The sequence below is a fragment of the Bradyrhizobium sp. AUGA SZCCT0169 genome (genome assembly GCF_018130085.1).
Classification (GTDB): domain Bacteria; phylum Pseudomonadota; class Alphaproteobacteria; order Rhizobiales; family Xanthobacteraceae; genus Bradyrhizobium.
This window is the reverse complement of the sequence record NZ_JAFCMC010000011.1, coordinates 36,762-56,086: the sequence shown is the minus strand read 5'-3', so window position 1 is coordinate 56,086 and position 19,325 is coordinate 36,762. Positions and strand designations below refer to the sequence as shown.

21 protein-coding genes are annotated in these 19,325 nt (G+C 61.8%); 13 read left to right on the top strand and 8 right to left on the bottom strand.

What is annotated here, in order from left to right:
* Window positions 1-68 precede the first annotated feature (68 nt).
* Window positions 69-956: a metallophosphoesterase gene (locus JQ609_RS15195; protein ID WP_212273997.1), complete on the top strand. Its 888-nt coding sequence runs from the start codon at window positions 69-71 to the stop codon at window positions 954-956.
* On the opposite strand, the gene JQ609_RS15190 is transcribed toward JQ609_RS15195, so the two are convergent.
* The 3 genes from JQ609_RS15190 to JQ609_RS15180 all read right to left on the bottom strand — a co-directional run bounded on the left by JQ609_RS15190 (window position 953) and on the right by JQ609_RS15180 (window position 3,578).
* Window positions 953-1,504: a hypothetical protein gene (locus tag JQ609_RS15190; RefSeq protein WP_212273996.1), complete on the bottom strand. Its 552-nt coding sequence runs from the start codon at window positions 1,502-1,504 to the stop codon at window positions 953-955. The genes JQ609_RS15195 and JQ609_RS15190 overlap by 4 nt on opposite strands.
* Before the next feature lie 204 nt (window positions 1,505-1,708).
* Window positions 1,709-1,918 carry a hypothetical protein gene (locus JQ609_RS15185; protein WP_108522535.1) on the bottom strand — a complete coding sequence of 70 codons (210 nt, stop codon included), beginning with the start codon at window positions 1,916-1,918 and terminating at the stop codon, window positions 1,709-1,711.
* A gap of 22 nt (window positions 1,919-1,940) precedes the next feature.
* Entirely contained in the window at window positions 1,941-3,578 is a 1,638-nt protein-coding gene (locus tag JQ609_RS15180) for an isocitrate lyase (RefSeq protein ID WP_212273995.1), read from the bottom strand.
* A 207-nt stretch (window positions 3,579-3,785) separates the two neighbouring features.
* On the opposite strand from JQ609_RS15180, the gene JQ609_RS15175 reads away from it, so the two are divergent.
* Window positions 3,786-5,231 carry a short-chain fatty acyl-CoA regulator family protein gene (locus JQ609_RS15175; RefSeq protein ID WP_212273994.1) on the top strand — a complete coding sequence of 482 codons (1,446 nt, stop codon included), beginning with the start codon at window positions 3,786-3,788 and terminating at the stop codon, window positions 5,229-5,231.
* Between the two features lie 176 nt (window positions 5,232-5,407).
* The gene (gene sbmA / locus JQ609_RS15170; RefSeq protein WP_212273993.1) at window positions 5,408-6,625 is read left to right on the top strand and encodes a peptide antibiotic transporter SbmA; all 1,218 of its coding nucleotides are present in this window, start codon (window positions 5,408-5,410) and stop codon (window positions 6,623-6,625) included.
* Window positions 6,626-7,712: 1,087 nt separating this feature from the next.
* On the opposite strand, the gene JQ609_RS15165 is transcribed toward sbmA, so the two are convergent.
* Window positions 7,713-7,973: a GlsB/YeaQ/YmgE family stress response membrane protein gene (locus JQ609_RS15165; protein WP_212209239.1), complete on the bottom strand. Its 261-nt coding sequence runs from the start codon at window positions 7,971-7,973 to the stop codon at window positions 7,713-7,715.
* 24 nt (window positions 7,974-7,997) lie between these two features.
* Entirely contained in the window at window positions 7,998-8,453 is a 456-nt protein-coding gene (locus JQ609_RS15160) for a YidB family protein (RefSeq protein WP_212273992.1), read from the bottom strand.
* 268 nt (window positions 8,454-8,721) lie between these two features.
* Here JQ609_RS15160 and JQ609_RS15155 point away from each other — a divergent pair, with 268 nt between their 5' ends.
* The 4 genes from JQ609_RS15155 (at window position 8,722) to JQ609_RS15140 (ending at window position 11,398) form a co-directional block, all read left to right on the top strand.
* Window positions 8,722-9,039, top strand: a complete 318-nt coding sequence (locus JQ609_RS15155; RefSeq protein ID WP_212273991.1) for a hypothetical protein — start codon at window positions 8,722-8,724, stop codon at window positions 9,037-9,039.
* A 12-nt stretch (window positions 9,040-9,051) separates the two neighbouring features.
* Window positions 9,052-9,672, top strand: coding sequence for a hypothetical protein (locus tag JQ609_RS15150; RefSeq protein WP_212273990.1), 621 nt, complete (start codon window positions 9,052-9,054; stop codon window positions 9,670-9,672).
* Between the two features lie 123 nt (window positions 9,673-9,795).
* Window positions 9,796-10,218 carry a CopG family transcriptional regulator gene (locus JQ609_RS15145; protein WP_212273989.1) on the top strand — a complete coding sequence of 141 codons (423 nt, stop codon included), beginning with the start codon at window positions 9,796-9,798 and terminating at the stop codon, window positions 10,216-10,218.
* A gap of 4 nt (window positions 10,219-10,222) precedes the next feature.
* Window positions 10,223-11,398, top strand: coding sequence for a PHB depolymerase family esterase (locus tag JQ609_RS15140; RefSeq protein ID WP_212273988.1), 1,176 nt, complete (start codon window positions 10,223-10,225; stop codon window positions 11,396-11,398).
* 317 nt (window positions 11,399-11,715) lie between these two features.
* On the opposite strand, the gene JQ609_RS15135 is transcribed toward JQ609_RS15140, so the two are convergent.
* Window positions 11,716-12,138 carry a hypothetical protein gene (locus tag JQ609_RS15135; protein WP_212273987.1) on the bottom strand — a complete coding sequence of 141 codons (423 nt, stop codon included), beginning with the start codon at window positions 12,136-12,138 and terminating at the stop codon, window positions 11,716-11,718.
* A 255-nt stretch (window positions 12,139-12,393) separates the two neighbouring features.
* On the opposite strand from JQ609_RS15135, the gene JQ609_RS15130 reads away from it, so the two are divergent.
* On the top strand, window positions 12,394-13,470 hold the full coding sequence (locus JQ609_RS15130; RefSeq protein WP_212273986.1) for a flavodoxin family protein: 1,077 nt from the start codon (window positions 12,394-12,396) through the stop codon (window positions 13,468-13,470).
* Window positions 13,471-13,490: 20 nt separating this feature from the next.
* On the opposite strand, the gene JQ609_RS15125 is transcribed toward JQ609_RS15130, so the two are convergent.
* Window positions 13,491-14,642, bottom strand: a complete 1,152-nt coding sequence (locus JQ609_RS15125) for a DJ-1/PfpI family protein (protein WP_212273985.1) — start codon at window positions 14,640-14,642, stop codon at window positions 13,491-13,493.
* A 318-nt stretch (window positions 14,643-14,960) separates the two neighbouring features.
* On the opposite strand from JQ609_RS15125, the gene JQ609_RS15120 reads away from it, so the two are divergent.
* Window positions 14,961-15,347: a response regulator gene (locus tag JQ609_RS15120; protein WP_212273984.1), complete on the top strand. Its 387-nt coding sequence runs from the start codon at window positions 14,961-14,963 to the stop codon at window positions 15,345-15,347.
* An 11-nt stretch (window positions 15,348-15,358) separates the two neighbouring features.
* Here the strand turns inward: JQ609_RS15120 and JQ609_RS15115 are convergent, their stop codons facing one another.
* Window positions 15,359-16,492, bottom strand: a complete 1,134-nt coding sequence (locus JQ609_RS15115) for a mandelate racemase/muconate lactonizing enzyme family protein (protein WP_212273983.1) — start codon at window positions 16,490-16,492, stop codon at window positions 15,359-15,361.
* Between the two features lie 227 nt (window positions 16,493-16,719).
* Here JQ609_RS15115 and JQ609_RS15110 point away from each other — a divergent pair, with 227 nt between their 5' ends.
* From JQ609_RS15110 to JQ609_RS15095, 4 genes are all read left to right on the top strand, one after another.
* A complete protein-coding gene (locus JQ609_RS15110; RefSeq protein WP_192738521.1) occupies window positions 16,720-17,097 on the top strand; it encodes a VOC family protein in 378 nt (125 codons plus the stop codon).
* A 262-nt stretch (window positions 17,098-17,359) separates the two neighbouring features.
* A complete protein-coding gene (locus JQ609_RS15105; RefSeq protein ID WP_212209229.1) occupies window positions 17,360-17,719 on the top strand; it encodes a PRC-barrel domain-containing protein in 360 nt (119 codons plus the stop codon).
* 236 nt (window positions 17,720-17,955) lie between these two features.
* Window positions 17,956-18,243: a hypothetical protein gene (locus JQ609_RS15100; protein WP_212273982.1), complete on the top strand. Its 288-nt coding sequence runs from the start codon at window positions 17,956-17,958 to the stop codon at window positions 18,241-18,243.
* Between the two features lie 49 nt (window positions 18,244-18,292).
* Window positions 18,293-19,282 (top strand): tripartite tricarboxylate transporter substrate binding protein, encoded by a 990-nt coding sequence (locus JQ609_RS15095; protein WP_212273981.1) that lies wholly within the window; start codon window positions 18,293-18,295, stop codon window positions 19,280-19,282.
* Window positions 19,283-19,325: the final 43 nt, after the last annotated feature.

Below are 19,325 nucleotides of genomic sequence, written 5' to 3'. Positions count from 1 at the left end.
GTTGGCTTGCCAATACATTGCAGAGTTTCTGGCAAGGTTTCTGGCAAGGATTCCTGACGAGGTTTTTGATGGCCGCATTCACGCTGGCGCATTTGTCCGATCCGCACCTGCCGCCGCTGCCGGCGGCACGCTTTCGCGATCTCGCGGGCAAGCGCGCGCTCGGCTATCTCAACTGGACCCGCAACCGCCACAAATACCACCGCCGCGAGGTGCTCGACGCATTGGTCGCGGACATGCAGGTCCAGCAGCCCGACCATATCGCCGTCACCGGCGATCTGGTCAATCTGGCGCTGGAAGCCGAGTTCTCGCCGGCGCAGGCCTGGCTTCAAAGCGTCGGCGCGCCGCAGGAAGTCACGGTCATTCCCGGCAATCACGACGCCTATGTGCGCGCCACCCGGCATCGCTTCGCCGGAACGTTCGGCGACTATCTGCGCGGCGATGCCGGGCCCAACGGCGCGACGTTTCCGTTCGTGCGCCGGCGCGGCCCGCTGGCGCTGATCGGCGTATCCTCGGCAGTGCCGACGCTGCCGCTGATGGCGACCGGCAGGCTCGGGCGGGCCCAGCTTGATGGACTGGATCAAATCCTGACGCAATTGTCGTCGGAACAGGCATTCCGGGTGTTGCTGGTCCATCACCCGCTGCATTCGGATTCCCGCATCAAGCGGCTGACGGATTCGCGGCAGCTGCGCGCGCTCTTGAAGCGCCATGGCGTGGAATTGGTGCTGCACGGGCACGACCACATCCATTCGACCATGTGGATCGAAGGCACTGACCGTCAGATTCCCGCGATCGGCGTGCCTTCGGCGTCGGCACTGGCGCACCGGCACTATCCCGCCGCCGCCTATAATCTGTTTTCGATCGAGCGCGACGGCGACCACTGGCGCTGCGTGCAGACCGTGCGCGGAATCAGCGACGACATGCGCGTGCGGCAAATCCGGCAGACCAAGCTGATCTAGAGATTTTGCAGGCTCGCAAACAGCGCGAGGCCGAACAGGGCGGCGGCGCCGAGCAGGAAGCCGAGCACGAACATCCCGAAGCCGCCGCGGCGTTTCGGCGGCTCTTCCGCTGCCGGCTCGACCATCGGGGTCGCCACCATCGCATGCTCGCGCTCGATCATGCGGCGCGCGACATAGTCGGTGACGGCATCGACGATGACGGGCACGTCATGGGATTCGGCGAGCACGATACGGCCGAAGCGGGTGTCCTGCACGAAGCGGTAGATGCGCTTGTCGCGGCCCATCAGGATATGCGCGACCACGTCGATCCACAGCCGCGGGGTCTCTCCCTGGCTGACGCCGCGGTCGAACAGGTCGACCTTTTCGGGGACCTGCGCAAACAGGGGATCGAGCGCCTCGTTCATGATCTCGAGCCGCGCCACTTCGGCGTCGCGCAGTTCGACGACGACGCCGGTGCGGTCGGCGGCCTCGATCCGCGCCTTGCGCAGCGCGTCGCGCAGCCGCGTCGGTTGCGGCTCAATAGGGGCGGTACTCTGTACATCTGACATCTTGCGACCCGCCTTTGTCCTGAAGGGTTGGCGGCGGTTAACCTAGCAGTAACCATGTTTTCCGCAAAGGTCGTTTGTTCCCAATGACTTAGGTTTCGGTTGAAAAGCCGGACGGCCCCACCCGGGATTCCGGATGGGGCCGTCTGCTCGCAGGTCCTTGGACGTTTCTTCTAGTTTATCGGCAGCAGCCGCTCAGGCCGAGGCTCAAGCAGAGACTCGGGACGGCTCTTCCACGATGGAAAAGCGCACGCCGGCCTTGTGGCGGTTCTCTTCCGAGACGACGCGCCAGGCGTCCTCGGCTTCCTTGCGGGTCTTGAACGGGCCCTGAACCTGGGCCGAGCCTTCCACGAGCTTGTGGAAGTTCATCGACCCGAACTCACCGCCGATCACCCAGAAATTGCTGCCTTTGGTCATTGTCAGTCTCCTGTTTCCAGCGTTAGCCGAACTGGTTCATCGTGTTGTGGGCGCCGCCCGCCTTCAGAGCGGCTTCCCCGGCGAAATATTCCTTGTGCTCGTCACCGATATCGGAGCCGGCCATGTTCTGATGCTTGGCGCAGGCGATACCCTGACGGATCTCCTGGCGCTGAACATTCTTCACATAGCCCAGCATGCCCTGCTCGCCGAAATACTCCCTCGCGAGATTATCAGTCGACAGCGCTGCCGTGTGATAGGTCGGCAACGTGATCAGATGGTGGAAGATGCCGGCACGCTTGGCTGAATCGGCCTGGAAGGTGCGGATGCGCTCGTCGGCTTCAATGCCCAGCGGCGTATCGTCGTATTCCGGCTTCATCAACTCGGCGCGGTTGTACTTGCTGACATCCTTGCCGGCTTCCTTCATCGCGTCGTAGACCTGCCAACGGAAGTTGAGCGTCCAGTTGAACGACGGCGAGTTGTTGTAGGCCAGCTTCGCGTTCGGAACGACCTCGCGGATGCGGTCGACCATCTTGGCGATCTGCTCGATATGCGGCTTCTCGGTCTCGATCCACAACAGATCGGCGCCGTTCTGCAGCGAGGTGATGCTGTCGAGCACGCAGCGATCTTCGCCCGTGCCGGCACGGAACTGATAGAGGTTGCTGGCAAGCCGCTTCGGACGCAGCATCTTGCCATTGCGGTTGATGATGACATCGCCGTTCCTGGCGTTCTCCGCCGTCACTTCCTCGCAATCCAGGAAGCTGTTGTACTGATCGCCGATGTCGCCGGGCTTGTGGCTGACAGCGATCTGCTGCGTGAGACCGGCACCCAGCGAGTCGGTGCGGGTCACGACGATGCCGTCTTCGACGCCGAGTTCAAGGAACGCATGGCGGCACGCCCGGATCTTCGCCAGGAACACCTCGTGCGGCACCGTCACCTTGCCGTCCTGGTGGCCGCACTGCTTTTCGTCGGAAACCTGATTTTCGATCTGCAGCGCGCACGCACCTGCTTCAATCATCTTCTTGGCGAGCAGGTAGGTCGCCTCCGCATTGCCAAAACCGGCGTCGATGTCGGCGATGACGGGCACGACATGGGTCTGGAAGTTGTCGACCTTTTCGATCAGTTCCTTTTCCTTTGCCTTGTCGCCGGCCTTGCGGGCGGCGTCGATGGCGCGGAAGATATCGTTAAGCTCGCGGGAGTCCGCCTGACGGAGGAAGGTGTAGAGCTCTTCGATCAGCGCCGGCACCGAGGTCTTCTCATGCATCGACTGGTCGGGCAGCGGTCCGAACTCGGAGCGCAGCGCGGCGATCATCCAGCCGGAGAGATAGAGATAGCGGCGATCGGTCTTGCCGCCGAAATGCTTCTTGACCGAAATCAGCTTCTGCTGCGCGATGAAGCCATGCCAGCAACCGAGCGACTGGGTGTACTTGGTCGGATCGGCGTCATAGGCAGCCATATCGCTGCGCATCAGCGCCGCGGTGTAGCGGGCGATGTCGAGGCCGGTCTTGAAGCGGTTCTGCAGGCGCATGCGGGCCACGGCCTCGGCAGAGACGCCGTTCCAGGTCGGCTGGGTCTCGAGCAGCGCCTTGGCAGCGGCAAGCTCGTTCGCGTAGGAAGCGGGTCCCTTGATGGCCTGGTCGATGCCACGTGGCTGATAGTTCATTTGCTTAATCCTTTCGGTGACGACTAATTGCAGCATCCGCCAAACGACATTCATGACAGTGCATTGCAAAACGTACCGAGAGCTAAACGCTAGAATCCCGATTTCGTATAGATAGCTTGATCTTGAATGGTGATGTCATGTAACATCTAAACTTGTCACAGATGTCATTTTGTCAATTTTGTCACAAAACCGGTCAGAAAGGCTGACATGGCGAGCGACTCCGGAAAGAAGCTGTTTGTCGGTCCGCGCTTTCGCCGGATCCGCCAACAACTCGGCCTGTCGCAGACCCAGATGGCCGAGGGCCTGGAGATTTCTCCGAGCTATATCAACCTGATAGAGCGCAACCAGCGCCCGGTGACCGCGCAGCTTTTGCTCCGGCTGGCGGAGACCTATGACCTCGATTTGCGTGATCTCGCCACCGCCGACGAGGATCGTTTTTTTGCCGAACTGAACGAGATCTTCTCCGATCCGTTGTTCCGGCAAATCGACCTGCCGAAGCAGGAACTGCGCGATCTCGCCGAATTGTGCCCCGGTGTGACTCATTCATTACAACGGCTGTACGCCGCCTATACCGAAGCCCGCCGCGGCGAAACGCTGGTCGCAGCCCAAATGGCCGACCGCGACGAGGGGACCCGTTTCGAGGCCAACCCGATCGAGCGCGTGCGCGACCTGATCGAGGCCAACCGCAATTACTTCCCCGAACTCGAGCAGGCCGCGGAAAGCCTGCGCGACGAACTCGGCGTGCCGTCCGAGGAATTGTTTGCGGCGCTGGCCGCGCGATTGCGCGAAAAGCATTCGATCGTCACCCGCATCATGCCTGTCGACGTGATGCGCGAAACGCTGCGGCGCTTCGACCGCCATCGCCGGCAGCTGTTGATCTCCGAACTGGTCGACGGGCCCGGACGCGCCTTCCAGCTCGCGCTGCAGATCGGGCTTGCCGAATGCAGCGCCAGCATCGATGCCATCGTCAACCGCGCCGGCCCGCTCGACGACACGCCGCGCCGGCTCTACCGGATCACGCTGGCGAATTATTTCGCCGCCGCCACCATGATGCCCTATCAGGCGTTTCATTCCGCGGCCGAAGCGCTGAACTACGACGTCCACGTGCTGGCGCAGCGCTTCAATGCCGGCTTCGAGCAGGTCTGCCATCGGCTGACCACACTGCAGCGGCCGAACGCGCGCGGCGTGCCGTTCTTCCTGCTGCGCGTCGACAATGCCGGCAATGTTTCCAAGCGGTTTTCCTCCGGCACGTTTCCGTTCTCGAAATTCGGCGGCACCTGCCCGCTGTGGAACGTGCATTCGACCTTCGATACGCCGGACCGGCTGCTCAAGCAGGTCATCGAATTGCCTGATGGCACACGTTACTTCTCGATCGCGCAGATGGTGCGCCGGCCGGTGGCGCCGCATCCGCAGCCGCAGCCGCGCTTTGCGATCGGTCTGGGGTGCGAAATCCGCCATGCCGCCAAGCTGGTCTATGCCGCCGGCATGGACCTGGAGAAAACCGAGGGCACGCCGATCGGGGTCAACTGCCGGCTCTGCGAGCGCGAAAACTGCAGCCAGCGCGCCGAGCCGCCGATCACGCGCACGCTGATCCTGGATGAGAATACGCGGCGCGTGTCGTCGTTCGCGTTCAGCAATGCGAGAGAGTTGTGAGCGTTGAAGATTTTTGTATGTCGTCGCTTTGAGGCCGTCATTCTCCGATGCGCAATTGCGCATCGTAGATGGTGCGTTAACACCAGGCCCGGAATCTCGAGATTCCGGGTTCGATGCTGCGCGTCGCCCCGGAATGACGACAGCCCCGCAAATCCTCTGACCTGAGAGATAACCGAATGTTCGTTTCATTCTTCCCCCGCCCAAAGATCTTCTTCATCTCCGCGACCCTGTGGGCTGCGTTGGCGATGACGCTCTGGTATAGTTACGCCAGCGAACTGTACGGATCTTCGGAACCCGTTGTCGGCGTCGCGACCTTCTGGTCGGTGCGTTCGCTGTGGTTCGATCTCTACTTCGCGATTTTCGTCGGCCTCTTCGCAGCCTTCTGGATGTGGTTCGCGCCGCATCCCTGGGCGATCTGGTCCATTCTGGGCTCCGCGCTGATCCTGTTCGCCACCTATTTTCAGGTCCAGGTAAGCGTCGCCGTCAACGTCTGGTACGGACCGTTCTATGACCTGATCCAGGCCGCTGTTTCGAAATCGAGGCCAGTCACGGTCGAAGAGATCTACGGCGTAATGGCGACCTTTGCCGGCATCGCCCTGGTCGCGGTCGTCGTCGCCGTCATGACACGGTTTTTCGTCAGCCACTACATCTTCCGCTGGCGGACGGCCATGAATGACTTCTACGTCGCCAACTGGCCGCAGCTTCGCACGATCGAAGGCGCCTCGCAGCGCGTTCAAGAAGACACTATGCGCTTTGCTTCCATCACCGAACAGCTCGGCGTCAACTTCATCAGCGCGATACTGACGCTGATCGCCTTCCTGCCGGTACTGCTCAGACTTTCCAGTTACGTCAGCGAACTGCCGCTGGTCGGCGCGATCCCTTATCCGCTGGTGATCGCTGCAATCGTCTGGTCGATCTTCGGAACCGGAGCGCTGGCGCTGATCGGAATCAAACTGCCGGGCATCGAATTCTTCAATCAGCGCGTCGAAGCCGCCTACCGCAAGGAGCTCGTGCTCGGCGAAGACAATGTAGAACGCGCCGATCCGGCAACGCTGGCTGAGCTGTTCCGGCATATTCGAAAGAACTATTTCCGGCTCTATCTGAACTTCCTGTACTTCAACGTCGGTCGCTACGTTTATTTGCAGACCGACGTCGTCTTTCCCTACATCCTGCTGGCGCCGACGATCGTCGCCGGCAAGCTCACGCTGGGTTTGCTGCAGCAGATCCTCAATGCGTTCACGCAAGTGAGAAACGCGTTCCAGATACTCATCAACTCCTGGACCACCATCGTCGACCTGATCTCGATCTATCAACGTCTGCGCGGCTTCGAAGCCATGATCGCCGGCGCGCCGTTGCCGGAAATCGAGCATGTGAAGGAACCGGCGGGGATTTGAGGTAGGTACCGCCCAAGTCTCAATTCTCGTCCCGGCCTTGAGCCGGGACCCATACGCCGCGGCAGTCATTGTTTGCAGAAGGTCTCTAACGCCAGAGCGCTGACCGATGGGCCGCGGCGTATGGGTCCCGGATCGGCGCTCGCTTTGCTCGCTTGTCCGGGACGACGAGAGAACTGTTCCACCCAATGCTGTCATCCCCCGCGAAAGCGGGGGATCCAGCACGCCGCGGCTTCTCGGTTCTATCATCGGTGTCTCTGGAATACTGGATCGCCCGCCTTCGCGGACGATGACAGCGGTAAGCGTGGCTTCGCATTCTCGCGGCGCATTGCGCCCGAGCTTTGCTGGTAATTTCCTTACCCTCTCCAATCAGAGGGCGCAGGGAATGCCGGATGCGCGCTGCACCCGCGGTCTCATGTGCGATTGTGCATAAGAATGCTGCACATGAGCATACAGGGCAGCGGAGGCGATCCGACATTCCCTGCGCAATGGCTTTACGGCTTATAACGCGCTCTCCCCGGTGAGACGGCCTCTATTGCCACCGTCACCCCCCGGAAGCGTTAGCTCCCGAAAGGCTTGACGCCGTTACGGGCGCCAGGACCACACGCTTTCACCGTACGCCTTTGCCGCGACCGTCAATCGCAACATCAGCGTCCACCGCATCCCCGCCCCTCGTCATGACGACGGCCGACGCCCCTCTGAATGGGACGGGATGGTTATTTATGTGCAGGTGATTTGGGGTGGAAGGGAAGCCGAATATTTTCGATTTTCGGAAATTTAGGACTTGACACGATTTTTGAATATCAGAAGTGATTTGCCCGTCGCGCCAGATTGCCGCAGTCAGCTGATGCTTCCAAGGAAATAGCGCCTTTTACCGAACACCGTCACGCCCGGCCTTGCCGCCTTCGCTAAAGCTTCGGCGGGCCGACCACTCGTGGCCCCGTCGAAGCCCTAGCGGAGACGGGTGCCGGGCATCCACGTCTTGCTTCCATCGGGCAAGAAAGACGTGGATGGCCGGGACATAGGCGAGCGGAGGCGACGCCGTCCTACAGACGGCTATGCCCGGCCATGACGAAAAAGGTGACCACGCTCAGATCGCGCGGCGGCGACCTGCAACCATGCTGTAGATAAGCAGGACCACGATAGCGCCCACGACCGCGCCGATCAGGCCGGCGCCCTCGCCGGGCCGATACCAGCCGAGTGCCTGGCCGAGATACGACGCAACAAACGCGCCGACGATGCCGAGTATCGTCGTGAGGATGAACCCCGAGGGCTCGTTGTCTCCGGGCATGATGAACTTCGCTATCACGCCGGCCAGGAAGCCAATAATGATCGTCCAGATAATGCCCATATCAAAATCCTCAGTTTGTGAGCGTCAGCTCGGAAGGCGTCCGTCGGGCGTATATTTATCGACGGCAGTGGGGAGTTCGCGTGAAAGCCTTGCCAGGAGTTCCTCCTGCGACAGGCCGGTCTGCTGTTCCAGCTCGGCCAGCACATCCGCGCCGATGGCCTGTTTCAGTTGCGGGGCAGGAAGCTCCTTGTTCGGTCCCTTGCTGACCCACGACTCGGCGGCATCGCCCTGGCCGTTCTGCTTGAAGCGTTCGAGCAACTCGCCCAGCCCACCGCCCAGCAATCCGCCGACGCCGCCGCCGGCCAAAGCCCCGCTGAGATTGCCGAGCAGGCCGCCCAACGGACCTTGCTGGCCGCCGGCCCCCGGCTGCGCATTGCCGGTCGCGCCTTTCAGCATCTCGGCGATCTTGTCCCTGTTCTGATAGCCCGCCAACGCGAGCAAGCCCAATAGCGCCGTCATCGATGGCATCCCGCGGGACATGTTTGTCTCCTTCGTTGAATCACTGAATCACCGCGCCTGTAACGTTCCAGTTCCTGCCGGGTTCCACGCCAGCCGTCAGATGGCATCGCCCGTCGTTTTAAAAAGATTTGTCCATTCGCGCAGCGGCGGCGCTCACAGGCCCGAAGGCCCGCCAACGATCATACTGACCGGTCTCGTGGCGCCGGACGAAAGACGCATAACGTCGCGACGCGAGGAACCAAAGACATAACGAGAGATTAGGCCCGCTCCTGAAACTCTGGAGAAAATTATGAAACGCTCAGTTCTTTTCGTTTGTATCGGATTGCTGGCGGCCACCACGGCCTCGGCGCAAAATCCGCCGGCGCAGCCCGGACCAAACAACAACGCGGTCAACAGCGCCGGACAAAACAACTCCAACGCTCCTGTCGCGGGTCGCAACAGTTTTACCGAAGGACAAGCCAAGTCGAAAATCGAGGATGCCGGCTACACCAACGTCACCGAACTGAAGAAGGACGACAATGGCGTGTGGCGCGGCAAGGCCAGCAAGAGCGGGTCCGCTACTGCGGTGAGCGTCGATTTTCAAGGCAACGTCAATACTGCCAAGTAAGGAACAATAAAAATGACCGTCACAATCTCTCGCCTATACGACAATCACGCTGACGCTCGGCAAGCCGTCCAACGGCTCGAAACCGCCGGCGTGCCGCACTCGGACATCAGCCTGGTCGCCAATAATTCCGACGGCTGGTTCAACACCGACAAGAAGGTAGATCGCGACCGCGATGGCACCGACGACCGCGCAGAAGGTGCCGGCACGGGTGCCGGCATCGGCGCCGGCGTCGGTGGCGCAGCCGGCCTGCTGGCCGGACTAGGCTTGCTGGCGATCCCCGGACTGGGGCCCGTTGTTGCGGCCGGTTGGCTGGCCGCAACGGCGGTTGGGGCGGCCGCAGGTGCGGCGACCGGCGGCATCGTCGGCGCGCTCACGCAAGCCGGTGTTTCGGAAGCCGATGCTCACTCCTACGCCGAGGGCATTCGTCGAGGCGGCACGCTGGTGTCGGCACGCATTGCCGATGCGGATCGTTCCCGCTTTGAGACGGCATTGAACGAATCCGCCGTCAACCTGCGCGACCGCAGCGCCGCCTGGCAGAAGACCGGGTGGAAGTCGTTCGATCCCGCCAGCAAGCCCTACGGCGCGGATGAGGTCCGAAAGGAACGCGCGCTGTACGGCGGCGGAGTTCGATAGGCGAAACCACGAGACGGCCCGCTCCGGCGGGCCGTTTTTTTGCCGAACCTAGAGGTTCTGACCTTGATTGGCGCGCCAGACCATCCACATAACATCCATACAGATGGCGTATGGAGTTAACTGATGGCGGCGAGCAATGTGCAGGAGTTTCGACCTAAGCCCCCTGACACCGAAAAAATCACGATCAATCTTGGTTATGTCGACCTTGGTCATGTCGATCTAATGGTTCAGGAAGGATTCTACTCGAACCGAACTGATTTCATCCGGACGGCGATCCGGAACCAACTCGAACGTCACGCAGACGTTGTAAGGCAGTCAACGGCACGGAAAAGTCTGGACCTCGGTCTGCGGAACTACAGCCGCGAGGACCTTGAAGCAGCGCGACGAGCCGGTGAGACACTTCACATCAATGTCCTTGGCCTTGCCAGTATCGCCCAAGACGTCACGCCCGAGCTGGCGCGCGCGACCATAGCCTCCGTCTCCGTGCTGGGAGCTTTGCATGCCAGTCCGGCGGTCAAAGCCGCTCTCGCCGACCGGATGCGGTGACGGCATGATTAGGCAGGACATTGTTCGCGAAGCCACCCGCCTCACGCGCGCGGGCCAACTCGTTGAGGCCACCGCACTCCTTCAGCGCATGCTTCGTGGGGAGAGCGCGCCAGACGCGACATGGCACAGCGGTGCGATGATCATCGACGCCAAGGCCAATGCCATTGAGGAGACGGATAGTCCACAATTGGCTGGGTCCGCATCTTCCCAACCGCGCATGCCCCGAGCGCTGCTGAATCGCGCAAAGGAGCCCTCGGGGATCGGGCTGCGAGGTGTATTGAATCGCACGCCGCTGTCCATGCCGGACATCATGCCGGCGGGCGCGAGGTTCATCGAGGGTGCCTACAGCAATCCGGCGGGGAGTCGCGCCTACAGGCTTTTCATCCCCAGCCGCTATCAGGGACAACCGCTTCCTTTGGTCGTCATGCTTCACGGCTGCACCCAGTCACCGGACGATTTCGCCGCCGGTACCAGAATGAACTTTGCTGCAGAAGAACAAAATTGCTTCGTGGTCTATCCTGCACAGCACAGCAAGGCCAACCAGGCGAAATGCTGGAATTGGTTTCGCACGGCAGACCAGCAGCGGGACAGAGGTGAACCCTCGCTTATCGCAGGTATCACGCGTCAAATCATGCACGACTATTCGGTCGATCAAAGGCGCGTCTATGTCGGCGGCCTGTCGGCCGGGGCCGCCGCTGCGGCTATCATGGGAGCAACCTACAAAGATCTGTATGCGGCGGTTGGAATCCATTCCGGCCTCGCCTGCGGGGCCGCCACTGACATACCCTCTGCATTTGCCGCCATGCGGCAAGGTGGCAGCCCCGGTAGCGTCATTTCAGGTGACGGACCACCTGTCCCGACCATTGTTTTTCACGGCGATCGCGACACTACGGTGCATCCAAACAACGGCGACCAAATTCTCCAGTCTATGAGAACGAGGAGGACACAAGAGAAGGTGCACCGCGGGCAGGTTGCGGGAGGCCATGCCTATACCCGCACGATTCATAGCGACGCGAACGGGCGCGCAATGTTGGAGCATTGGAATGTGCACGGTGCCGGACACGCATGGTCGGGAGGCAGCCCCGCGGGCTCCTATACTGATCCGCGAGGACCCGATGCCACAAGGGAAATGCTGCGTTTTTTCCTCGAGCATTCGCTCCCGTCGGCGCCCGTCGCATAGCTGAATCAAAGCAGCTGCAACGCGTCATGTTGTAAGGAAAAGAGCCCGCATGCTGCGGGCTGCGGCTGCAGCGTGCCTAGAGCCTTTTCCGTTCCGATTGAATCGGGACGGGGCTCTAGATTCTTGATTTGACGCGTTTTCTTGACGCGAACCGGTATCCACTTCGCTGGAAAACGCTCTAAGAAAAAGCAGCAAACAGTTGAGGCTGCTGGCGGAGCAAATCGACGAGCCGAAAACCGCAGCTGGCGCCCAAGCCGAGAGGACCGACACGAGCGCATAACCGGGAGCTATGTGTACCGCCTCTGGGGAAACGAATTCTAATCGTCGTCCGCGGCCCAGGGGACGGTGCCGCTCTTCCACTTGCCTTCGACCTTGTCGGTATCCTCGATCAGTTGATCGATGACGCTGATCGGCTTCTTGCCCGGGTTCTTCTGGCAGAATTCGTAGATCAGCGGGAGGATCTTCTTTTCGTTCATCAAATAGAGATCGACATACTGGCTGTCGCCCTCCAGCAGCGCGATGTTGGCGGCGCTCATGTAACCCTGGACCCAATAGAAGATCAGGGAGTTGGTCACATTGTTGAAGCCCTCTGCCGGATTCATGTCCCTGGCGAGCTTTTCACAAGACGCGACGCCGATCCCGTTGGTCGCCAATTGTTGTGCGCCGGCCGGCGCGGCGAAGGTGAAGAAGCAAGCCGCAACGGCCGATAGTCCGTAAGGAATGCGATTGATAGCGCTCATGGAAGCTCCCGTTTGTGCGCGCAATGGCTGCAAGTATGTTTTCCAGATTGCCCCAACAGCAGGTGCGAGTCCAACCCTCGCTCGCTCAAGGTAAGCGCTTCTGCGAGCGGCGCTTTTCCGTGCGCGAATTGGGAGTCTACCTCCGCTACCGCCGAACGACGACAAAGCCTTGAACGAATGATTCAGCACTTCGGGTGATGGGAACCAGCCGGGCCGCGCAAATGTTGATAGTGCTGACAACAACTGGGATCGATCATGACCGAGCTCGATGTTCGGAAAGGGATGCCGCCCGTCAAGCTCGGCCGCGATGAATTCGAGAAACGCTACCGCCGGCGGTTTGCCGACCCGGTTTTCGCACCGCTGCAACGCGAACTCGACGCCATCATCGGTGCGGCATGGGACGCCTACGCGCACTCGCGCAAGGCGCCCGTGACGCGCAAGGCGGGTCCGGAATTTGCCGATCCCACTTACGAACTTTCCGTCGACTGGCTCGCTGCGCGTGAAGCGATTCTAGCTGCGCAGCGACGTCATGACGATGCAAATGAACAAAGGCGCATCCTGATCATCAGCGGGTCCTCGCGCAGCGAGCATACCTGCCCGGGCGAGATGTCCAAGACCTGGCGTCTCGTCAAGCTCGCCGAGCCGGTGTTTTCGGGGATGGGATTTGCCGTCGACATTCTCGACCTGTCACGGCTGACGTCGGAATTCGGCCGGCAAATCCACCCTTGCAAATCCTGCGTCTCGACCTCGATGGCGCTGTGTCACTGGCCGTGCAGCTGCTATCCCAATTATGCGCTCGGGCAGACCGACGACTGGATGAACGAGATCTATCCGCAATGGGTCGCCGCGCACGGCATCATGATCATCACGCCGGTGAACTGGTATCATGTCCCGACGGCGCTGAAGGCGATGATGGATCGGCTGGTGTGCGCCGACGGCGGCAATCCCGATCCCACCTCCACGCACGGCAAGAAAGCCATCGAAGCGAAGACGCTCGAACTGAAGGGCTGGCCTTATCCGCGGCATCTCGCCGGCCGGCATTTCGGCATCGTGGCGCATGGCGACAGTGTCGGCGCTGAAACGTTGCGCCGTTCGCTTGCGGACTGGCTGACCGACATGTCGCTGATCTCGGCGGGCGGCATGGCGGAGCGGGACGGCTACATCGGCTACATGGAGCCCTACGCGACCGCGCACCAGGCCCTGGACGAAGACAAGGCGTTTCAGCAGGAAGTCGTGAACGTCGCCCATGCGTTGGGCGCGGCCGTGAAGCTTTCGGCCGCCGGAAAGTTGCAGGATCCAGGTGCGGGTTTGGTTGAGCCGGAGCCCAAGTAGGCGAAGTTGCGTGAACGCAATCATCGCGTCCCGCTTTGCCTCGGATATTCCAGCTGCATCGCGACGAAGTCGGCTGTCGGCTCACCGTAGCGCGCCTCGATTGCAGCCAGCGTCTGGTCCAGCGCCTTGGCCGGCGGCGAGGCGCCGATATCAGGCAGTCGCCGCTCCGCGGGCCAGTTGGCGGCGACCTCATCGGGCACAATGCGAAGGCCGTTGCGGGTTTCCTGCGCGCCGGCGGTAGCGGCAAATGTCATTGCGCGTGAGCGGTAGGTACGTGACCAGGCGTCCGCGACGAGGGCCAGCGACACTTCGTCCATACCAGGCGAAAGTTCGATGCCAAGCTGCTCGCGATTCCAGAAGGCCAGGACATTGCGCATCGCCGTCAGCGCGAATGGGCGCGTGAACTGAAAGGCGCTGCTGTCATGACGCGCGTCCCAGTCGGCAAGGCCGATGTCTCGCCCGACGGCTTTGGCCTTGTCGCGGCCGGCGATGGCCTCGATCAGGGTCAGCGACATCGGCATCGACGCTGATATTCCCGTCGTCGTCGCAACGGCGCCGTCGACCACCAGCCGCCGATTGGCGACATAGCGGATCGACGGATGCCTGCCCTGCAATTCCTTCAGCGAATACCAATGCGTCGTCGCCCGCTTGCCGTGGAGCAATCCGGCGTCGCCGACGACTTTTGCCCCGGCACAGACGCCGATGACGATCGCGCCCTTGGCGGCCTGGCTCTGGATCCATTGCAGCGCGGACGGATCGTCGTCCCGGCTCATGGCGGGGACGATGACATAGTCGGCTCCATCAGGATGCTGCGCGTCGAAATCAGCGGTGGTCGCCTGCGGCTGCACCTTGAGCACCGGGAACAGCGACATCGGACCCGGATTGGTTGCCAGCGTCACCACATCGGCCACATCGGCGCGCCGCAGGATGCCATAGGGCATCAGATAGTCGGTGGTCTCGGTGGCGTCATTGATGCCGATGATCGCGATCAGCGGACGTTGGCGCTTCGGCGGCTTCAGCGCGGCAATGGTGGCCTCGGCCTCCTCTTTCGCGATCGGCGGCGCGGCCGCAAACGAGACCGCCGGAGGCAGCGTGAAAATCCAGCCCGCAAAGACGAGTGCGAACAGTGCCGGGACGCCGAGGCCGATCCATCTTGCAAGTCGCCAGTTCATGGTTGCTTGGCTCTGACATTCATTGCGATTTGGCGCGCAAGCTACTGCGCGCATGGCCGACCCGAAATGGCGTAAATCGCGCAAAAACAGACATGCGGCGGGAACGCCATCACCGTTCACGAATTGATGAACCAGCGCCGTACTACGGTTCCGGGGCGGCGAATAGCGCAGTGGTCAATCTCGATGCCTGTTATGCGTCCGGCAGGTCATCATCTTGCCAACGTTATGGACTGAACAGGATTCCGGTTGGTTGAACGGCGCAGGCGCCGGCGCGCCGCGCACCTTACCCAATACGGTCGATCAAGCCAGAGGTTAGCGTTGTCGGAATTGCCACTCATTCTAGTCGTCGAAGACGAGTACCCGCTGCAGGACGTCGTTGAGGCGACGCTGATGGAAGGCGGTTTTGCAACCGACATTCTGTCATCGGGCGAAGAGGCGCTGACCCTGGTCAGGGGCCGGGTCAAGAACTACCGGGCGCTCGTCACCGATGTCAGCCTGAAGGGCACGATGAACGGCTGGGACGTGGCGCGGCAGGTCAGGGAGATCGACCCGCATTGTCCGGTCATCTACATGACGGGCCTGGCTGCGGATGAATGGTCATCGCGGGGCGTGCCCAACAGCGTGCTGTTGCAGAAGCCGTTCGCGCCGGCGCAACTCGTCACAGCGGTTTCCCAGCTGCTGAATGCCGGCCCGGCAACCGCGTAGGCAACGGACCTTCACTTCACCGCAAACCGCGCGAGCGCCTCGCGGTCCACCTCGACGCCGAGTCCGGGGCCGTCGGGCACGCGGACGATGCCGCGCTCGTGTTCGATTGGCCGCTTCAGGATCGCCTGACGGATCGGATGTTCGGTGCGGTCGAACTCCAGCATTGGCTGCAACGGGGCAAGCGAGCTTGGGGTATGCGTCGGCAGCACCGCGAGCAGTTGCAGCGAGGCGGCAATCGCAATGCCGGTGCCCCAGACATGCGGATTGTACCTGATACCACACGCCTCGGCCATGTCGGCGATTTTCTTGCATTCGGACAGGCCGCCGGCCGCGCAGGTGTCCGGTTGAATGATGTCCATCGCACGCGAGACGAGAATGTCGCGAAAACCGAACCGGGTGAATTCGCACTCGCCGCCGGCGATCGGAATCGATAGCGCCGACCTCACTTCGCGGTAAGCAGCCAGATCCTCCGGCGGCACCGGCTCCTCGAACCATCCGATGTCGTGCGGCTCGATCATGCGGCCGAGACGGATCGCGGCCGTGGCGTCATAGGCGTGGTTGGCATCGACCATCAGGGCGATGCCGGGCCCGATCGCCTCGCGCACCGCGCGCGTCACCGCGGCGTCCTCTTCGACGCCAAAGCCGACCTTCAGCTTCACCGCCTTGAATCCTTCGGCAACGTAGCCCGCAGCCTCCTCGGCGAGGTAACGCTGCGGATCACCGGATTTGCGCCGATAGAGCCCGGTGGCGTAAGCCTGCACTTCGCTGCGAACGCGGCCGCCGAGCAACTGGTGCGCGGGGACGCCGAAATGCTTGCCCTTGATGTCCCACAGCGCGATGTCGATGCCGCTCAGCCCCTCGATGACGACGCCCTTTTGGCCGTGGTCGCGCAGCCTTGCGTAGACGGTCTGCCAGAGAAAATCGGTGCGCAGCGGGTCCTCGCCGATCAGCCAGGGAGCGACGCTCTTCACCACGGCCGAATTGATCGCCGCGGGGCCGTAGCATTCGCCCCAGCCGATCAGGCCGCCGTCGGTCTCGATCTCGACCAGCATGGCGGTGCGCGTGTCGTACCACGCCCGCGAATAGGCAAAGGGCTGCGACAGCGTGGCCTGCAAAATATGGGTGCGGATATCCTTGATTTTCATTGATCGTTCTCGTTTCGGCCGCGCGCAACCTTAGCAATAGGCCGGAAAACAGGAAGCGGAAAGGCTCAGAGGTCAATGCTGCCGCCGCTTGCGAACATCGCGGCGCTGCGGCATGAAGGCGGCGCCATTCACTTCCCTATTCCGGCCGGCGCTGTTACGTTCGACCTCGCAAAAAACAGCACAAAACGTCGCCGATCGCTCGGCGCAACTTTTGGGAGAAAGACGACATGTTTTCGCACGTCATGATCGGGACCAATGATCTGGAAAAGGCCAAGGTGTTTTACGACGCCTTGCTGGGCACGCTCGACATTCCGCCCGGGCGGGTCGACCGCCACCGCATCTTCTACCGCAGCAAAACCGGCACCTTCTCGGTGTCGAAGCCGATCGACGGCAAGGAAGCATGCCACGCCAATGGCGGCACCATCGGCTTTACCGCCAATTCCCCCGAACAGGCCGATGCGTTTCATGCGGCCGGCCTCGCTCATGGCGGCAAGACCTGCGAGGATCCGCCGGGCATCCGCGAAGGCAGCGGGGTGAAACTCTACATCGCCTATTTGCGCGATCCCGATGGCAACAAGCTCTGCGCGCTGCACCGCGTGGCGTGAGGCCTGACCGAAAGTCTAGCCAGGATTTTCGGCCTCGCTAACCTGAAAAAGATTTCGTCGTGGCCGGGCATAGCCGTCTGGAGGACAGCGTCGCTCCGCTCGCCTATGCCCGGCCATCCACGTCTTTCTTGCTTAGTGGAGGCCAAGGCGTGGATGCCCGGGACAAGCCCGGGCATGACGAGCCAGTCTGGCGCGTCGAATCTTCGCAGGAACAATTCGTGATTCCGCCGGTTGCTCGTTCTCAATCAATGGAGGAGCAACCATGGTTACGGAAGCAAGAGAAACCGGTTCCCTGATCGGCAGCGACAAGGTGGAAGGAACCGCCGTGTACGGCGCCGATGACACCAAGATCGGATCGATCGAGCGCGTCATGATCGACAAGATGAGCGGCAAGGTCTCGTATGCCGTGTTGAGCTTCGGCGGCTTTCTCGGAATCGGTGACGACCATTATCCGCTGCCCTGGCAGTCGCTGAAATACGACACCAATCTCGGCGGCTATCGCACCGGGATAACCGAGACGCAGCTCAAGGGCGCGCCGAGATACGGCAATGACAACGCCTGGAATTGGTCCGACCCTGCGCGCGTACGCACGGTCAACGACTATTACGGCATCGCGATGTAGCCACCGCCACCGCGCAAAGGCTGTAAAGGCCCGCTGTCAGGCGGGCCTTTTCGTTTGGCGGGACAGAAGTTCGGGACGGTTAATGACAAGCTTAAAGGATTGGCCCGAAATCGCATTGCCGAAAGCTAAATGGCCACCGGATGCGAGGACGATCTCTTAAGGAAGCTCCGGTACAGCTGCCCGATAACGACCTTCCAAACAAGACGGGTAACGGCCCGCGGCCCAGGGACCAGACGATGGACGAATCGGTTCAGATCCGCTGCCACCGCTGCAAATCGTGCTTTCGCGAAAAGGCGCGACGGCTGCAGAGCGGCTATTCCCGGCAGTGCATCAGCTGCGAAACGATGCTGTTCTTTGACGACGGCTCCGCCGACAAGAACATCCAGCGGACGCTGCGGGACGCGAGAAGAATTCGCAAGGAGCTTCGCGAAGCCGAAGCCGCGAAGTTTGCCACCTCGGCGCTGGTGTCCTCGAGCCGCGAATCCTCAAACGCAAGGTCCATGACCTCGGGTCGCGAAGATTAGGCCGGCGCTGTAAGTTGAGCTAGCATTGGCGTCCCCGGGGGGCACGCCCATGACAATTCACCGTCAAATTCAACGCCGACAATTCCTGCAGCTCACCGCCGCCGGCCTCGCCGTGCAGGCGTTTCCGCATGCCGCCGCGGCGGAGGATTACCCGTCCCGGCCGGTGCGCATCGTTGCCGGTTTTGCCGCCGGCGGCGGCGTCGACATTACGGCGCGGCTGATCGGCCAGTGGCTCAACGAGCGGCTCGGGCAATCCTTCGTGGTCGAAAACCGCACCGGCGCCGGCGGCAATATCGGCACCGAGGCCGTGGTCGGCGCCGCGCCCGACGGCTACACGCTGCTGCTCGCCACCGTGCCGAACGCGGTCAACGCCGCGCTCTACAATAATCTGAAGTTCAATTTCATCCGCGACATCGCCCCGGTCGCCGGCATCATCCGCGTGCCGATGATCATCCTGTTGCATCCCTCGATGCCGGTGAAAACCGTTCCTGAATTGATCGCCTATGCCAAGGCCAATCCGGGCAAGGTCAACATGGCCTCCGCCGGCAATGGCAGCGCGCCGCATATGGCGGGCGAACTGTTCAAGATGATGACCGGCGTCAACATGGTGCACGTGCCCTATCGCGGCCAGGGGCCGGCGCTGACCGACCTGCTCGGCGGCGAGGTGCAGGTGCTGTTCGCGACCGCGCCGGGCACGACGGCTTATATCGCGAGCGGCAGACTACGTGCGCTGGCGGTGACCACGGCGGCACGGGCGGAAGTAGCGCCGGAGCTGCCGCCGGTCGGCGATTTCGTGCCGGGCTATGAAACCAGCCAGTGGTACGGCATGTGCGCGCCCGCCAAAACACCGGCGGAAATCATCGCCAAGCTCAACAAGGAAATCAACGCGGCCATCGCCGATGTCCGCATGAAAGCCCGCCTCGCCGCGATCGGCGGCGAACCGCTGCCGGGCACGCCGGCCGATTTCGGCAAGCTGATCGCGGAAGAGACGGAGAAATGGGCCAAGGTGGTTCGGGCGGGCGGGTTGAAGCCGGATTGAGAACAGTCCGTAGGGTGGGTTCGGCGAAGCCGTAACCCACCGC

Bases quoted from the DNA above. Each gene is read 5' to 3' on its own strand.
- JQ609_RS15195 (WP_212273997.1), top strand. From the start codon at position 69: ATGGCCGCATTCACGCTGGCGCATTTGTCCGATCCGCACCTGCCGCCG.
- JQ609_RS15190 (WP_212273996.1), bottom strand. From the start codon at position 1,504: ATGTCAGATGTACAGAGTACCGCCCCTATTGAGCCGCAACCGACGCGG.
- JQ609_RS15185 (WP_108522535.1), bottom strand. From the start codon at position 1,918: ATGACCAAAGGCAGCAATTTCTGGGTGATCGGCGGTGAGTTCGGGTCG.
- JQ609_RS15180 (WP_212273995.1), bottom strand. From the start codon at position 3,578: ATGAACTATCAGCCACGTGGCATCGACCAGGCCATCAAGGGACCCGCT.
- JQ609_RS15175 (WP_212273994.1), top strand. From the start codon at position 3,786: ATGGCGAGCGACTCCGGAAAGAAGCTGTTTGTCGGTCCGCGCTTTCGC.
- sbmA (WP_212273993.1), top strand. From the start codon at position 5,408: ATGTTCGTTTCATTCTTCCCCCGCCCAAAGATCTTCTTCATCTCCGCG.
- JQ609_RS15165 (WP_212209239.1), bottom strand. From the start codon at position 7,973: ATGGGCATTATCTGGACGATCATTATTGGCTTCCTGGCCGGCGTGATA.
- JQ609_RS15160 (WP_212273992.1), bottom strand. From the start codon at position 8,453: ATGTCCCGCGGGATGCCATCGATGACGGCGCTATTGGGCTTGCTCGCG.
- JQ609_RS15155 (WP_212273991.1), top strand. From the start codon at position 8,722: ATGAAACGCTCAGTTCTTTTCGTTTGTATCGGATTGCTGGCGGCCACC.
- JQ609_RS15150 (WP_212273990.1), top strand. From the start codon at position 9,052: ATGACCGTCACAATCTCTCGCCTATACGACAATCACGCTGACGCTCGG.
- JQ609_RS15145 (WP_212273989.1), top strand. From the start codon at position 9,796: ATGGCGGCGAGCAATGTGCAGGAGTTTCGACCTAAGCCCCCTGACACC.
- JQ609_RS15140 (WP_212273988.1), top strand. From the start codon at position 10,223: ATGATTAGGCAGGACATTGTTCGCGAAGCCACCCGCCTCACGCGCGCG.
- JQ609_RS15135 (WP_212273987.1), bottom strand. From the start codon at position 12,138: ATGAGCGCTATCAATCGCATTCCTTACGGACTATCGGCCGTTGCGGCT.
- JQ609_RS15130 (WP_212273986.1), top strand. From the start codon at position 12,394: ATGACCGAGCTCGATGTTCGGAAAGGGATGCCGCCCGTCAAGCTCGGC.
- JQ609_RS15125 (WP_212273985.1), bottom strand. From the start codon at position 14,642: ATGAACTGGCGACTTGCAAGATGGATCGGCCTCGGCGTCCCGGCACTG.
- JQ609_RS15115 (WP_212273983.1), bottom strand. From the start codon at position 16,492: ATGAAAATCAAGGATATCCGCACCCATATTTTGCAGGCCACGCTGTCG.
- JQ609_RS15110 (WP_192738521.1), top strand. From the start codon at position 16,720: ATGTTTTCGCACGTCATGATCGGGACCAATGATCTGGAAAAGGCCAAG.
- JQ609_RS15105 (WP_212209229.1), top strand. From the start codon at position 17,360: ATGGTTACGGAAGCAAGAGAAACCGGTTCCCTGATCGGCAGCGACAAG.
- JQ609_RS15100 (WP_212273982.1), top strand. From the start codon at position 17,956: ATGGACGAATCGGTTCAGATCCGCTGCCACCGCTGCAAATCGTGCTTT.
- JQ609_RS15095 (WP_212273981.1), top strand. From the start codon at position 18,293: ATGACAATTCACCGTCAAATTCAACGCCGACAATTCCTGCAGCTCACC.